This window comes from Wolbachia endosymbiont of Mansonella ozzardi, assembly GCF_020278625.1.
Classification (GTDB): domain Bacteria; phylum Pseudomonadota; class Alphaproteobacteria; order Rickettsiales; family Anaplasmataceae; genus Wolbachia.
Genome location: NZ_JADAKK010000026.1, coordinates 1 through 13894, shown reverse-complemented (window position 1 = coordinate 13894; position 13894 = coordinate 1). Strand labels below are relative to the sequence as shown.

Genomic DNA, 13894 nt, shown 5'->3' with positions numbered 1-13894 from the left:
TAAAGGTAATACTCGATGAAGATTGTGAACATAAGATTGCTGTACCTGCCTGTAATAATCAATGGATCATTTTACCTAAATCATCATTATTTAGTGAAAATCTTAATTTAAAGAAATACTACAATCAAGAACTTAAGTTGTTAAAAGGAGAAGAATGCTATCAATCTGCTTATAGTAACCATTACATATCGGAAGTTATGTATGGTCTAACAAAGATTTGTAAATTAGCCCCTATAGGCTCTCCAAGCTGCAACAAAGGCAACGCCGAAATGTGGGATTCCTCGAATTTTAGTTAGACTGTAAAAGATGATAAAATAGTTGTTGAAAAGAATGACGAAGATGGGCTTTTAATTTACTTTGCTGATAGAGATGGAGCTCGTTTGAACAATTATTAGTTACGGTACAAAAAATGTTACAGACTATGCAAACTCAGTTTTAAAAGCAGTATTGCTTGAGATTGATGATAGTGTAAATCTGGATAAAAGAAAGTTAAACTGCTGAATTAGTAAGATTCACAATGCAGATCTATCACAATTTGCTCAAGAATTAATCACTAACAAAGTAAATGAATTAGGACAAGCAGTTCTGGAAGCAAGGCATGATAAAGGTAAAGGAATCTTAGTAAACAACCCTGATTTACAGAAAGGAGTAGCAGAAAAGTTAAGAGAAAATCCAGGGAATACAAAGGGCCCAAAAGGTGAGCGGGTTTCAAGGCCCACAGGGTGAGCCAGGTCTAGAGGGTAAGCCTGGTAAAAATGGTAAAAGTTCACCAGCTGATGCTGTAGCTGCTCAACTAATGAATGACGATAATAGAAATACGCTAGTAACTGAAGTTGCAAAGAATGAAGATTTACAGAAGTCTGTGGCACGCAATCAAGATTTATTTGAAGAAGGACGAAACCTTTTAAACTACTGTAAAAAGAGATTCTGGTAAAGATGGAAAAAGTCCATCAGTTGATGCTATAGCTGCTCAATTACTTACTGGTACAAATAAAACACATTGGCAGATGAAGTTGCAAGTAACGAAGGTTTACGAGAAGCTATAGCAGGTAATCAGGTTCTAAAAGATGCAGTAACAACTGCTTTGAATGGTGATAATGATTTTCACAATATTGTAAAGAGCAGCAATAGACAGCTCAACAAATATTAACAACGCAAAGTAGAACTTTACTTTGCAAAAGGAGAAAAATTACTGGACGGTGTCTATGAAGCAAATATTGTTTCAGATGGTAAGACCATAGCTACTCTACCAAAAATAGGTTACTACATGCTCAATGATCAATTGGTCGTGCGCGTAATCATGTTACGAAAGAGGAGGTGGCTATTCCCAGAAATTTTCATTATTAAAAAGTTGTTAAATTTGGCAATGGTTTTAGCAGTGGTGATTATAAATTGACTTTTGTAATGTATTTGGTAACGAGTTTTTTGAGTATAAAAAATGTGATCCGCAATATTCAAATGTTTCGGATGAATATAAGTTCATAAGTTTAAATTATGTGAAAAAAGAATATAACCGCAATCTCAGCGATTTATCTGGCCATTGGCCGTCGTTTTTCATTGTAGAAGGACTTGATGAACCAGGCTCTCCAGGTCATTATCAAGCTAATGTGTTTGAATTAACAAATAACAACAAAGGTAGGAAAATGGCTACATTAATTGATAAATTTTACTATTTTAATGAAAATGATCAGTTTAAGTGTTGCAATTACCACAAAGGAATGAAGTGCCATATTTATGATGCTTCTGAAGTCAATCAAGAATACAGGATAACAGATGCAAATAGCAAGTTCTCTCCTACAGATTATGATGATGCAATTCTTCATACCATTCTATAGTTAATTTAACCATTCTCACATAGCTGACCAAGAAAAGGCTTTCCCAAGTCATACCTCTACAGTATCCAAGCCGCCAATGCGTAGCGAAATGATGGTCGTAGGTGTTACTTTAGCAATAAACACTTAAGAAATTCGCCAAAATGAGAAAAAAAGGTAAAAGAAAAACCCCATTAGCTAGTTATTCACTATCTATCTTTTAAATTGTCATTTTTTACTGTCTTAAACGCTTTAACAAACGCATTTTAGCTTATACTAGATAAAAACCTTGAAAGTTTATAAAGGCATGAGGTGTACATAGTGCAAAAATTAAACAACAGTACACCAAGTACATTGAGTTTTTTTGTTATTTAATCTATATGGACTGAAGATAAACAACAGCTTCAGTACTATAATATAATGGTAATGGCGAAAGTTGTCAAGTAGTTCTTTTCATTTCTATTAGGTGATATAAGCTGCTAAAAACTATGCAAAAAGTCTGATAACAGCCCAAATCAAGGAGTTCAAAGCTTTTACTTCATAACCTCTTTAGTATATTTTATCAAAAGTTTTATAAAATATACTATAATTACAAATATAAATACCGTTGTATTTCAGGGAATTAATATAGTGTGAATGTTAATGTCCAAATTCACATGGCAAATGATGTTCTTGCCTTTAATATCGTTGGATTACCGGATAAAACTGTTGCAGAATCCAGAACGTATTAGAGCAGCACTAAACTCAATTAATCTACTGCTCCCTCCTATAAAGAATCACAATTAATCTTTCTCCTACAGATTTGCTGAAAGAAGGCAGCCATTATGATTTAGCTATTGCTATTGGACTGCTTGTTGTGATGAACGCTACACCAGTTGAAAAAGTTCAGCCTTACATCATTATAGGTGAACTTGCCCTTGATAGCAGGGTTATTTCAGTTTTAGGGGTTTTGCCAGCGGCAATTAATGCAAAACAGAAAAACAAAAGGAATAATTTGTCCGAGGGGAAATGGAATAGAAGCTTCATGGGTAAAGAATGTCTCGGTTTTGACTATAGAGAAATTGACCGATATTATTAGATATTTCAAAGGCGAGAAGTCGATTGAGCCGGTAGTTTTTAATAAACCGAAAGAAAAAAGAGCAGTACCAGATATGAAGGATATCAAAGGCCAGGTTGTAATAATAAAGAGCAGCTAAAATTATAGCAGCAGGCAGAAACAATATGCTCCTTGTTGGGCCTTCCGGTACTGAAAAGTCGATGCTTGCTAAACGATTTACAGGGCTGCCGCCCGATTTAACTAAGCACGAGATGGTTGATGTGAATATTATTTCCAGTATAACACAGGCTGGCAATTAGATACTCAAGGTAACTAGTCCCTTTCGTGAACTTCATCATTCATGCTCCATGCCAGCGATGATAGGAGGAGGGGAAAATGTAAACCTGGGGAAATCACCATGGCTCATAATGGAGTATTGTTCCTTGACGAATTGCCAGAGTTTCCAAGGCTCGTGTTTGATTCCCTACGCCAACCACTTGAAGACAGAAAAATTACTATTGCAAGGGGTAACGCCCACATTACTTACCCAGCACATTTGCAACTAATTGCTGCGATGAACCCCTGCAGGTGTGGTTACTTGGGAAATGCGAATAGGTCATGCAACAAAGCTCCACAATGTGGTACAGATTATAGGAATAAAATATCAGAACCATTGCTTGATAGAATAGATATATATATCGAAATGCCAAACTTCAGCATACTTTCTCCTGAAATTTACTCAGAGGGGGAGAGAGTACTGACAGAATCAGAGAAAGAGTAATGGCAGCAAGGGGAACTTAGGCTGAGCGCTACAGCAAATTAAGTATTAGTTGTAACTCGGAAGTAAGTGCTGAAGCATTGAATAAATTCACTAAGCCGAACCAAGAAGGGTCAGATCTACTAAAACACGTGCTAAAAGAAAACTATATTTCCAATCGAGATTACACACGCGTATTTAAGAGTTGCAAGAACCATTGGAAACCTTGCAAAAAGTGAGGAGGTAAAAAGGGCACACATTGTTGAAGCTCTCAATTACAGAGTAAGAGCATATTAGTAAATTAATTTTTTTTGATAGAAGGTTTTTCTTATTATATTACTCTTAATAAATAAAAATTTAACACATTATGTTTTAGGAGTGAAGTTATGACAATAGGTCAGCAATGAAAAAAAAGTGTCTATTAGTGAAAAGGATTCCTTTTTTTTGAAGTTTGGAAAAAAAGATACAACGAATTTGGAGAAGGGTTTTGGAGTACAACCAAAGGAATTGCTGACGCAAATTGGCAATACATATGTCACCATCCATATAGAACAGCTGCAGTTGTTAGTATGGTTGTAGCAGCTTCGCTTATAGCTGCTTATCTTTTAAGCCTAGCTTATGCAAGTCTTGTCAATACAACATCAGCATCAACTTACGCTGGTATGATAGCAGGAGATAAGGGATTATATGCACTTGCAGTGGCTAATCCAGTCTTTACTGGTCCGCTTTTAATTGCAGCAATATTGGTGACTACAGGTGCTCTTATATACATGAACTATAGCAAAGCAGATCAAATTGATGAAGTAAAGAAAGCTGTGTTAGAAGCTTGTGAAAAAGATGACCAAGGAAATCCTGACCTACAAAATAAAAAGATTAAGATAGCTAATAAGAATGATCCAGCGTAGGTCTTAACTCTAACATTGCAGTGAAGCTTGGGTTGGTGCAAGTACACACACAAGCAACAGCATAAGTAGTTTCAACAAGGCAAAGGGATAGGTTTCTATCCCTTTTTATAAATGTTTTCTATTTCTTGAGTTGGTCCAATAACGCTATCTAAAAATCTAGTAATCATTGCATATAAGGTACTTATAAAGTTAAGAATAAGTAAATTTTATTTTCTGTTTATGTCTACAGAAGTGAAAAGTGTTTGCATATTGTTAAAAAAGCAGTAACTTATTATCAAGTGAATTCACTAAATTTGGGAAATTTAAATGCCAATTGACCTTAGCCTGCCAGGATTACCTATATTGCATCCAAGGATTACCGTTGTGGGAGTGGGTGGTGCTGGAGGAAACGCTGTGAATAACATGATCCAATCCAATTTGCAAGGAGTAAATTTTGTTGTAGCAAATACTGATGCTCAAGCGCTAGAGAAGTCATTGTGTGATAAAAAAATTCAGCTAGGTATTAACTTAACTAAGGGGCTTGGGGCTGGTGCTTTGCCTGATGTTGGTAAAAGTGCAGCGGAAGAATCAATTGATGAGATTATGGAGCATATAAAAGATAGTCATATGCTTTTCATCACGGCAGGAATGGGTGGTGGCACTGGAACAGGTGCAGCGCCGGTAATTGCAAAAGCAGCAAGAGAAACAAAAGCCGTAGTTAAGGATAAAGCATTAAAAGAAAAAAAGATATTGACTGTTGGAGTTGTAACCAAGCCATTTGGCTTTGAAGGTGTGCGTCGTATGCGCATTGCAGAGCTTGGACTTGAGGAATTACAAAAATATGTGGATACTCTCATTGTTATTCCAAACCAAAACTTGTTTAGGGTTGCCAATGAGAAAACTACATTTTCTGATGCATTTAAACTTGCTGATAATGTCCTACATATTGGTATCAGAGGAGTAACTGATTTAATGATTATGCCTGGGCTCATTAATCTTGATTTTGCTGATATAGAAACAGTAATGAGCGAAATGGGCAAAGCAATGATTGGTACTGGAGAAGCGGAGGGAGAAGATAGAGCAATTAGTGCTGCAGAGGCTGCAATATCTAATCCATTGCTTGATAATGTGTCAATGAAAGGCGCGCAAGGAATATTGATTAACATTACAGGTGGCGGAGATATGACTCTATTTGAAGTTGATGCTGCAGCAAATAGGGTACGCGAAGAAGTGGATGAAAACGCAAATATAATATTCGGCGCTACCTTTGATCAAGCGATGGAAGGAAAAGTTAGGGTTTCTATTCTTGCAACTGGTATTGATAGTGGCACTGTTTGTGATGACAAGCCAGAAATTCCGTCTGTGAATCAAAGCGAGACTTCAGAAAAAGAAAAGTTCGAGTGGTCTTATAGCCAAACTCTAGTACCAGAGGCAAAACCAGCTGAACAAGTAAACGAAGAAGTTAAGTGGAGCAACAATATCTATGATATACCAGCTTATCTCAGAAGAAAAAAATAACGCAATTTTGGCTACTTAAGTCAGAGCCAAGTGAATATTCATGGAAGAAATGGAAAAGGAGAAGTTAGTTAAGTGGGGTGGTGTGTGCAACTATCAAGCTCAAAGCTATATGAGAGCCATGAAATTAGCTGATTCTGCGTCTTTTTATCATACAGGTAAAGAAAAGCGATATTTGGGATAGCTAAGGTCTTAAAAGAATATTACCTTGTTAACGACTGCAAGTTTGGACTGGTAGACGTGAAATTTTCCAAGCCTTTGAGTAATCAAGTAACATTAAGTGATATAAGACAAAACCCACTTTTAAAAAACTGGCCATGTTAAAACAACCGCGCTTATCGGTTTCTCCAATCTCAGAAGCCGAATGGAATGAGATAATAAGAATGAGTGAATGTTAGAAGTAAATATTCTTGATAAGAGGTGGCACAGCATTACAGGGGATCCAGAGAGCTTTGTATTAGATATTATAAATGCTTCTCTAGAAAAATTAAAAATAGATCACTATAAACCAAGTATATCGATAGCTCTTGCTGATGATGATTTACTACATCGACTTAACTTAAGATTTAGAAAAATGGATAAGCCAACTAATGTGTTATCATTTCAGTGCAAGCAATTATCTAACAAGTGCGATTTAGGAGATATAGCAATTTCAATAGATACAATACAAAAAGAGTCAAATGAACACCATATATCTATCTTAGCTCACGTTGCACATATGTTAGTGCATGGATTGCTACATTTACTTGACTATAATCACCAAAAAGAGGATGAGGAAGTTATAATGAAAGACCTAGAAAGAAAAATTTTAGCTTCGCTTGGCTATAATATGAGCGCGATTTAAAGGAATTTTATAAAAAATATAGTAGAGAATGCTAAAATATGTTATCTACAAAGCAAGAGAGTTTTTAGCTATAGACGATAAAAGGTAAGCAATATGGTCCAGTTTTCTCTACCGAAGAATTCTAAAATCAATGAAAAGGGCAAGGTCTACCCTGTTCCTGCTAGAGTAAAAAATGTCAGAAGATTTCAAGTTTACCGTTGGTCTGCTGATGATGAGAAAAATCCTAGAGTAGACACATTTTTCATTGACATGGATAATTGTGGCCCTATGGTGCTTGATGCATTAATAAAAATAAAGGATGAAATAGATTCAACCTTAACTTTCAGACGTTCTTGTAGAGAAGGAATATGCGGATCTTGTGCTATGAATATCGATGGAACCAACACTCTTGCATGTACTAAATCCATAGACGATATAAATGGCAACGTAAAAATATATCCATTACCTCATATGTATGTAATAAAAGACCTAGTTTCGGACCTGAGTCAATTTTATGAGCAATACAAATCAATTAATCCTTGGTTACAAGCAGATAAACCTGACTTGCCAAATCAAGAGTATTTACAATCTCCTGAAGATAGAAAGAAACTGGATGGCCTTTCTGATTGCATATTGTGTGCTTGTTGTTCAACTGGCTGTCCAAGCTATTGGTGGAACAGTGATAAATTTTTAGGACCAGCAATACTGCTACAGGCTTACAGATGGATCGCTGATAGCCGTGATAATAAGATAGATAAGAGACTTGATGCCTTGAATGATCTGTTTAAATTGTATCGTTGCCATACAATAATGAATTGCACAAAAACCTGCCCTAAAGGGCTTAACCCAGCAAGAGCAATAGCGAAAATTAAGCAGCTTATGGTAGGAAGAGAAGGAATTTGAGGCTACCTTTTGCATTCCTCATAGGAAAAGAGTAAACCTTCTGAAGCATATGGTATTATTAATATCCTGAACATTTTTCCATTTGTAAGGTGGATTGTGTCATTATGCGGTCCAAATAATTTTTTGAACAATTCATGTCTTTGGTTGCTAATAGTTTGAAAATCTCTTCGTTCTAAAAGCTTCTGAGATTCAAATAGGTAAAGCATGACTTCATGATAAGTTGGATGGGATGCCAAAAACTTTGTATCAAGTTGAAAGGTTTTCACAAAAGCATTATTATGAAACTTCAGTTTTTGATTCTTACTGTATATTGCAATAGCAATTGGTAATTCCTCAAGTAAATTTTTCTGTGCAGCTAAATAACTATCTAGTCTAGCACGCAACTCCTCTGCATCGCTAACATCTTTCCCATATATTACCGCACCACCAAAATTTTGTATTGGAATTCTAATAAAATCAAAAACCTTGCGTTCGTTTTTGCAGGTTATCACATATTTTCCTGGTTTGGCACTGTGGGTACTATTAGTAACAGTCAATCTCTGGGAGCTATTTATATATTTATCATAAAATAGGTTGCAAAACTTTACTTTTTTATTTTCATTATATTTCAGTATTGGAAACGGCAGAGAGTTGAAAATGCCCCTGTAGTTCTCTACTTTTTGTTTAAGCTTACTATTTTCTAACTCCAGTTCGTTAGCTTTTATCTTACAGTCTGAAACATTTCTTATCCACAACAGCACACCAATTACGCTATTAGAGTTGTCTATTATGCTTCTGCCATAACACATACAATAAACTTCACCATCCTTTGACTTCAAGTCCAGGGTAAAAGATTTATTTACTTTTTTTGCCTCAGTAAAATTTTTAATTAAGCTTTCCGATTGCTCAAAAAAGTTGACAAACTCATTAAATGAGTAAAAGACAGTATTAAGTAAAATTAGTAAGTTAGGAGAAAACTTTTCTATACGTTTTTTTGCATCCCAAATATAAAACCCTTCATCCACAGTATCAATTAAGTTACTTATTATAATATTTTGATGTTGTAGGCTCTTAATTTTATTATCCACTTTCAATTTGGAATAAGAAAGAAAGAATAATATTAAAATTAATAATAAAACTACTTCATACAAAAAAAACATAGTATTTTTTAAACAGACGTAAAAATTTATAACCGCTCAACAAGGGTATGTATAAGTTACGCTGAAGAAGTGTACAAGTAAAGATTGCCTAATATCTGAAAGCCCAATCTTTTGTAGAGGTTGACGGAAGGTTTCATACAATGCGCTACTATATATTTGCACCTAAGCTGCTGAATTATCTTGATTCTTTCTAAAACCATTTGAGTACCTATTCCACGGTTTCTATGAGTCGGTAAAACTCCATCGCTATAGAAACCAGCTATGTTGTCCTGAATGCAAAAGCCGCATGTTCCAACAATTTCGTTGTTTAGTGTTGCAAGAAAAAATCTTAACCCGGATTCTTTATCGTCATAACTCGATAATCCACGAAAAAACGTGCTGACAATTCCAGCGTCGTGATAAAAAATCTTAGAAGTACATAAATCTAACTGTTCTAAGAGGTTGCTACTATTTACAGCGTTCAACCTCAAATCTGGAACAATATCAGCAGGTAAGAGGTAGTTTTTCATGTTAAGTAAAGCCTTTTTTGGTGTGCTAACGTGTTTTATCTTACACTTTTCTAAAATGCCCTTTGTCTTTGTATGCGAATCCATTACCCATGTTGCTTCTATATTCCTTGCTCTAAGATAATCTAGAGTTCTTTGTACAGAAAGCTCGTTACATTGGTCTTCGCAAAACACAAAATTGAATAATGATTCTCTAGTGCCATTTATTGTAAATGCGATATTATCAAATTTATCATGCACTTCCCACTGAGATAAGTTTGCTGTGTACAGTATATAATCCTTCAGATTTTTAGTAACCAAGCTTGAATAATAAACTTTCTTATCGCGCATACACAGACAATGAACAATAAAAGGCTCCTATGAGAACACAGGATAAAACTGCAGCTATAATATCATCCAGCATAACGCCTAAAGGGCCTTTGATATTTTTATCGATCAAATTTATAGGCCACGTTTTTATTATATCAAAAAACCTAAAAGAAAAAAAGCACAACAGTAATAAAGGACAATCCACTTCTTGGTTTAGCAATGTTGAAATTAGAAATATTGTCAACAATTGACCAACTACTTCGTCAATCACTACCGCTTTTGGATCACGTGAAGTCTGATAATGTTTTATGTAATTACTTGTGGACCACAATCCGATTAAGAATAAGACAAAGATGATTGCTGCACCTAAAATTTTGTTACCTAGCATTATAGGAACAACTGGATAAGCAGCTAAACTGCCTACAGTACCTGGCATTTTTTTTACTGTGCCAGATAGCCACCATGTTGATATCAATTTATATAAAAATTCCACAGTACATCAAACTAAAAAATTAATTCACAAGAGCAGAAATAGTATCCTCTATAGATACACTTTCATACAACAATCTATAGACCGCTTCACATATAGGCATTTTTATCTTTAGCTTCTCTGCTAAATTAAATGCAGATTGAGCAGTGCTAAAACCTTCAGTCACTGACTTACCTTCTGACAGAATCTGCTGAACGTCAAAGCTATCGTTACTGCTACCTATTTTAAACCCAAAGGACAGATTTCTTGAGTTCAAGGACGTGCATGTCATAACCAGATCACCCAAACATGCTGGTCCAAGTAGCGTTTCTATGTCTATATTAGCGTTACCTGTTTTTGCTAGATATAAAGTCTTTACTTCATTAATACTATTTGTTATCAGTGCTGCATGAGCGTTGCATCCGAGTTTTTTACTTAAAATAATTCCACATGCTATAGCAAAAACGTTCTTTAGTGCTGCACAAATCTGTACTTCTATGATATCCCTGCTAAAATATAGTTTAATATTTTCCTGCTGTAGTTCTGATATTAGCTTTGAACCTAATGCACTGTTTCGGCATGCAAGAACCATTGAATAGGGTAGTTTTTTTGCAACTTCTATGGCAAAACTTGGACCTGAAAAAATGGCAACTTGATTGTTAGGTAAAACTTCATTTACTATTTCACTAGGTAGTTTTGATGTAGATCTTTCTATTCCCTTACAGGCTAAGATTATTGCCACATCTTTTTTTAAGCCACAATCATGTAATTGCTGACATACCTGTCTTAGAGATTGGGCAGGAACAGCGAGGATTATTGCTGAAGCATTAACTGCTTCCTCAATAGCTAATTTTACTGACACGCTATCAGAGATTCTAAAACCAAGTAATTTGTCACTTTCTCTTGTTCTATTGATTGATTCGAAAGTAGTTTTATTGCGGGTCCACAAAATCACATCTTGTTTATTACTTAGTGAAATTGCAATTGCTGTACCCCACGCGCCAGCGCCTAAAATTGATATCGTCACACAATGTTCCTAAAAAGTATTACTTATACTTTAGAATGGCAGGATAAGTAAATTAAAAATATAACACAGATATGTAAAATAGTTAAATATTTATTAACCTAAATACTCTTTTAGTAATAATAGCTTTAACTCAATATTTACTAAAAATAATGTTATTCTTATGATATATAGTATATCTATTATGTTTTAGATCTATTTATATAATTTTGGAATGATATATCTATTACTAGTAGTTTCGACCATTTGTTAGTAAAAGTTTGATTTGTTATTTTCCTTAGTTATATATATTACTAAAATTATAAATTACTTACGGGGTGTAAAATATGCGTATATTACTAATTGAAGATGATCAAGTAAGTGCAAAGACTGTGGTTAACGCTTTAACTTCTGATGGGCACTTTTGTGATGTTGTGACTTCTGCGCAAGACTACAACAATAATATGGTTTCCTCAAATGGAGATCACTATGACTTAGTTATTCTAGATATACACTTGCCCGGTGATATTGATGGATATGATATATTGTTAAGGCTAAGAAGTGCAAAAATTAAAGTTCCTGTCCTGATACTTTCGTGTATATCAGCTGTTAATCAGAAAGCTAAAGGACTTGGATACGGTGCTGATGACTACTTAACTAAACCATTCCATAAAAGTGAGCTACTTGCTCGGATAAAGGCAATAGTACGTCGTACTAAAGGCCATCCTGAATCAGTGATAAAAATTGGTAATATAAATATCAATTTTGATCATAGGATTGTTGAGGTAAAAGGTAAAACGGTTCATCTGACTAATAAAGAATATTCTATGATAGAGTTGCTAGCATTACGTAAAGGAACAGTACTAACAAAGGAAATGTTTTTAAATCATCTCTACAATGGCTTAGATGAACCTTCAGATAACAAAATAGTTGATGTCTTTATGTGCAAATTGCGTAAGAAACTTGAAAGTGCAAATGATGGAAGAAGCCATATAGAAACCGTTTGGGGCAGAGGGTATGTCTTGAAAGAGTATGTTGATGAAGAAGAATATTCTAACGCCAATGTAAGTGAGAATAGTGGTGGCTATCAAGCAGAACAAATAAAAGACAATGTATAAAGTGCTTATACATTTGAATACGGCATAATTGACATTTATGTAAGTGTCTAGGTGAAATATAAGCCGGGTTCTGTTTATGTAGCTATTTATCTGGAGTAAATGTTACCATTTACTGCTTGCGATTTACCCGAGTAGATATGAGGAAAAACATAAGGTCTACTCTTATTTAATCTTGCTCCTAGTGTTGGTTACTCGACTACCAATGTTGCCATTGTTATGGTGTGCTCTTACCACACCTTTTCACCCTTACCTAGAATACTTTAGGCGGTAATTTTCTGTAGTCCTATAACTAGAGTTACCCCCGGCGGGCGTTACCCGTCACTATTTTTCCTTGGAGCCCGGACTTTCCTCTGCTGTGCTTATCACACAACAGCAGCTACTTATTTCACCTAGGACTAACTTTAACACGAAAATCATAAAAGTAAAATAAATTCCCTACTAATCAATGGTCAGCATATCAAACATCAGGCAAAACAGCTAGAGGTAATGTCCTAGTACATTATTGTTATTCAAAGATAATCCTCTAGATCCTGAATTTATACTACCTTCAGGTGACGTACTGCTCAACTTGCTACCACTTTCCACTGATATGCTGCTTAACACTATTTCAGTACTGCTTGTTTTGCTGTCACTGATAAAAAGTTCTCCACTACTGCTATTCGATGTGACTCTAAATCAGATAGCTCTAACGCAGGAGCAGCATTATAGTAGTGATGTTTCTTAACATATTTATATGCTATGAACCCTATAATTTCAATAACAATGCCCATTGTTCCAAGTACAGACCTTGCTATTATTCCTACCTCAAGACCAGTTATAACATGTTGAACTGGATGCGGAGAAGAAGTTTGTTGAAGAAGCAAAGTTGTAATAGGCGCGGAAGTCGTCAACTCTCTTGTTCTGTTGCTTGGTATAGTAAATACTATTTATGTAGTTTCCTCTGAGTTTGTAATTGGTTCATGAGTTGGCGTTGTGACTCGTTTAACTGTTGTTGCTTGTGAAGTGGCAGGAGTTATTGACCTCGCTGTTGCAAAAGATTTTTGCAGTACTTGTTCCAGCTTCTGTAGTAACCGTGGTAGCTTGTGATGTGGTAGCTGCTGTTGTTGGCTTTGCTGTTTCAGAAGATTTTGCAGTACTTAATTTCATCAGTGTCCGTAATAACTGGGTAGCTTTTGAGGTAACGGTTGTTTCAGATATTGTTGAGTTCACTGTTGTAGGCACTGTACTTGTTTGAGTTGCTAACTCTGCTGTTGAAGGATGAGTAGTTTCCACGGCGTCAGTTTTTGTTGTATAAGTAACTGTAGCGGTTAACGTTTTCGTAGAAGTCTCAACTTTCCTTGTGATAGTTGTGGGAGCTACGGTGCTGTTAGAAATAATACTAGGCGTTAATCGACCGTTGATGATATTAACAAAATCGTTGAGAGTTTTAATACTATCTGCTGGCATTGTTGTTACCTTGGTTCGAATCTTCTGCGATTGAAAATTATGACATTTTCTCCGCTTGTTGCAGTTACAATAAAGCAACCTTGACCGCCGTCTTTAACATACAATTGATCTATAGGATCTTTATAGCCCTTCCCATAATAGTCCAAGAGAGGTAAGATAAGGACTTATAGTAGTG

At 35.4% G+C, this 13894-nt stretch carries 20 protein-coding genes, 1 other RNA gene and 1 pseudogene; 16 read left to right on the top strand and 6 right to left on the bottom strand.

Annotated features, from left to right (window positions below):
- From IHO40_RS03340 to IHO40_RS03280, 14 genes and pseudogenes are all read left to right on the top strand, one after another.
- Window positions 1-296: hypothetical protein (locus IHO40_RS03340; protein WP_225536751.1), on the top strand; the 296-nt coding region annotated here is incomplete at its 5' end.
- Between the two features lie 401 nt (window positions 297-697).
- Window positions 698-934: a hypothetical protein gene (locus IHO40_RS03335; RefSeq protein ID WP_225536750.1), complete on the top strand. Its 237-nt coding sequence runs from the start codon at window positions 698-700 to the stop codon at window positions 932-934.
- 66 nt (window positions 935-1000) lie between these two features.
- On the top strand, window positions 1001-1150 hold the full coding sequence (locus IHO40_RS03330) for a hypothetical protein (RefSeq protein ID WP_225536749.1): 150 nt from the start codon (window positions 1001-1003) through the stop codon (window positions 1148-1150).
- A gap of 346 nt (window positions 1151-1496) precedes the next feature.
- On the top strand, window positions 1497-1835 hold the full coding sequence (locus tag IHO40_RS03325; protein WP_225536748.1) for a hypothetical protein: 339 nt from the start codon (window positions 1497-1499) through the stop codon (window positions 1833-1835).
- Window positions 1836-2613: 778 nt separating this feature from the next.
- Entirely contained in the window at window positions 2614-2889 is a 276-nt protein-coding gene (locus tag IHO40_RS06195) for a magnesium chelatase domain-containing protein (protein WP_255585983.1), read from the top strand.
- Window positions 2890-3032: 143 nt separating this feature from the next.
- The gene (locus IHO40_RS06190; RefSeq protein ID WP_255585982.1) at window positions 3033-3167 is read left to right on the top strand and encodes an ATP-binding protein; all 135 of its coding nucleotides are present in this window, start codon (window positions 3033-3035) and stop codon (window positions 3165-3167) included.
- Window positions 3168-3208: 41 nt separating this feature from the next.
- Window positions 3209-3628: an ATP-binding protein gene (locus IHO40_RS06185; protein WP_225536747.1), complete on the top strand. Its 420-nt coding sequence runs from the start codon at window positions 3209-3211 to the stop codon at window positions 3626-3628.
- A gap of 77 nt (window positions 3629-3705) precedes the next feature.
- A complete protein-coding gene (locus IHO40_RS06180; RefSeq protein WP_255585981.1) occupies window positions 3706-3843 on the top strand; it encodes a hypothetical protein in 138 nt (45 codons plus the stop codon).
- Window positions 3821-3901 carry a hypothetical protein gene (locus IHO40_RS06175; RefSeq protein ID WP_410543357.1) on the top strand — a complete coding sequence of 27 codons (81 nt, stop codon included), beginning with the start codon at window positions 3821-3823 and terminating at the stop codon, window positions 3899-3901. Before IHO40_RS06180 ends, IHO40_RS06175 begins: the two co-directional genes overlap by 23 nt.
- 272 nt (window positions 3902-4173) lie before the next feature.
- Window positions 4174-4509 (top strand): hypothetical protein, encoded by a 336-nt coding sequence (locus IHO40_RS03300; RefSeq protein ID WP_225536746.1) that lies wholly within the window; start codon window positions 4174-4176, stop codon window positions 4507-4509.
- Window positions 4510-4815: 306 nt separating this feature from the next.
- On the top strand, window positions 4816-6006 hold the full coding sequence (ftsZ, locus tag IHO40_RS03295) for a cell division protein FtsZ (protein ID WP_225536745.1): 1191 nt from the start codon (window positions 4816-4818) through the stop codon (window positions 6004-6006).
- Window positions 6003-6401 (top strand): annotated as a pseudogene (locus IHO40_RS05930) (EVE domain-containing protein). Before ftsZ ends, IHO40_RS05930 begins: the two are co-directional and overlap by 4 nt.
- A complete protein-coding gene (ybeY, locus tag IHO40_RS03285; protein ID WP_225536744.1) occupies window positions 6395-6847 on the top strand; it encodes an rRNA maturation RNase YbeY in 453 nt (150 codons plus the stop codon). Before IHO40_RS05930 ends, ybeY begins: the two are co-directional and overlap by 7 nt.
- A 93-nt stretch (window positions 6848-6940) precedes the next feature.
- Window positions 6941-7729, top strand: coding sequence for a succinate dehydrogenase iron-sulfur subunit (locus tag IHO40_RS03280; RefSeq protein ID WP_225536743.1), 789 nt, complete (start codon window positions 6941-6943; stop codon window positions 7727-7729).
- Between the two features lie 2 nt (window positions 7730-7731).
- Here IHO40_RS03280 and IHO40_RS03275 read toward each other — a convergent pair whose 3' ends face one another.
- Genes IHO40_RS03275 through IHO40_RS03260 form a run of 4 tightly spaced genes read right to left on the bottom strand, consistent with a single transcriptional unit; the run spans window position 7732 to window position 11179 of the window.
- Complete coding sequence (locus tag IHO40_RS03275) at window positions 7732-8868, bottom strand: hypothetical protein (RefSeq protein WP_255585979.1); 1137 nt, start codon at window positions 8866-8868, stop codon at window positions 7732-7734.
- A 56-nt stretch (window positions 8869-8924) separates the two neighbouring features.
- Window positions 8925-9704, bottom strand: coding sequence for a GNAT family N-acetyltransferase (locus IHO40_RS03270; protein WP_225536741.1), 780 nt, complete (start codon window positions 9702-9704; stop codon window positions 8925-8927).
- Entirely contained in the window at window positions 9694-10176 is a 483-nt protein-coding gene (locus IHO40_RS03265) for a phosphatidylglycerophosphatase A family protein (protein WP_225536740.1), read from the bottom strand. Before IHO40_RS03265 ends, IHO40_RS03270 begins: the two co-directional genes overlap by 11 nt.
- 19 nt (window positions 10177-10195) lie before the next feature.
- Complete coding sequence (locus IHO40_RS03260; protein ID WP_225536739.1) at window positions 10196-11179, bottom strand: NAD(P)H-dependent glycerol-3-phosphate dehydrogenase; 984 nt, start codon at window positions 11177-11179, stop codon at window positions 10196-10198.
- Window positions 11180-11502: 323 nt separating this feature from the next.
- Here IHO40_RS03260 and IHO40_RS03255 point away from each other — a divergent pair, with 323 nt between their 5' ends.
- Complete coding sequence (locus tag IHO40_RS03255) at window positions 11503-12273, top strand: response regulator transcription factor (RefSeq protein WP_225536738.1); 771 nt, start codon at window positions 11503-11505, stop codon at window positions 12271-12273.
- 43 nt (window positions 12274-12316) lie between these two features.
- Here the strand turns inward: IHO40_RS03255 and rnpB are convergent.
- Both rnpB and IHO40_RS03245 read right to left on the bottom strand, forming a co-directional pair.
- An RNA gene (rnpB, locus tag IHO40_RS03250) (RNase P RNA component class A) lies at window positions 12317-12666 on the bottom strand.
- 209 nt (window positions 12667-12875) lie between these two features.
- Window positions 12876-13163, bottom strand: coding sequence for a hypothetical protein (locus IHO40_RS03245; protein WP_225536737.1), 288 nt, complete (start codon window positions 13161-13163; stop codon window positions 12876-12878).
- Window positions 13164-13261: 98 nt separating this feature from the next.
- Here IHO40_RS03245 and IHO40_RS03240 point away from each other — a divergent pair, with 98 nt between their 5' ends.
- Entirely contained in the window at window positions 13262-13507 is a 246-nt protein-coding gene (locus IHO40_RS03240; protein ID WP_225536736.1) for a hypothetical protein, read from the top strand.
- The last annotated feature ends 387 nt before the right edge of the window (window positions 13508-13894 follow it).

Bases quoted from the DNA above. Each gene is read 5' to 3' on its own strand.
- IHO40_RS06185 (WP_225536747.1), top strand. From the start codon at position 3,209: ATGCTCCATGCCAGCGATGATAGGAGGAGGGGAAAATGTAAACCTGGG.
- ftsZ (WP_225536745.1), top strand. From the start codon at position 4,816: ATGCCAATTGACCTTAGCCTGCCAGGATTACCTATATTGCATCCAAGG.
- IHO40_RS03255 (WP_225536738.1), top strand. From the start codon at position 11,503: ATGCGTATATTACTAATTGAAGATGATCAAGTAAGTGCAAAGACTGTG.
- ybeY (WP_225536744.1), top strand. From the start codon at position 6,395: ATGTTAGAAGTAAATATTCTTGATAAGAGGTGGCACAGCATTACAGGG.
- IHO40_RS03280 (WP_225536743.1), top strand. From the start codon at position 6,941: ATGGTCCAGTTTTCTCTACCGAAGAATTCTAAAATCAATGAAAAGGGC.
- IHO40_RS06190 (WP_255585982.1), top strand. From the start codon at position 3,033: ATGCTCCTTGTTGGGCCTTCCGGTACTGAAAAGTCGATGCTTGCTAAA.
- IHO40_RS03270 (WP_225536741.1), bottom strand. From the start codon at position 9,704: ATGCGCGATAAGAAAGTTTATTATTCAAGCTTGGTTACTAAAAATCTG.
- IHO40_RS03275 (WP_255585979.1), bottom strand. From the start codon at position 8,868: ATGTTTTTTTTGTATGAAGTAGTTTTATTATTAATTTTAATATTATTC.
- IHO40_RS03300 (WP_225536746.1), top strand. From the start codon at position 4,174: ATGGTTGTAGCAGCTTCGCTTATAGCTGCTTATCTTTTAAGCCTAGCT.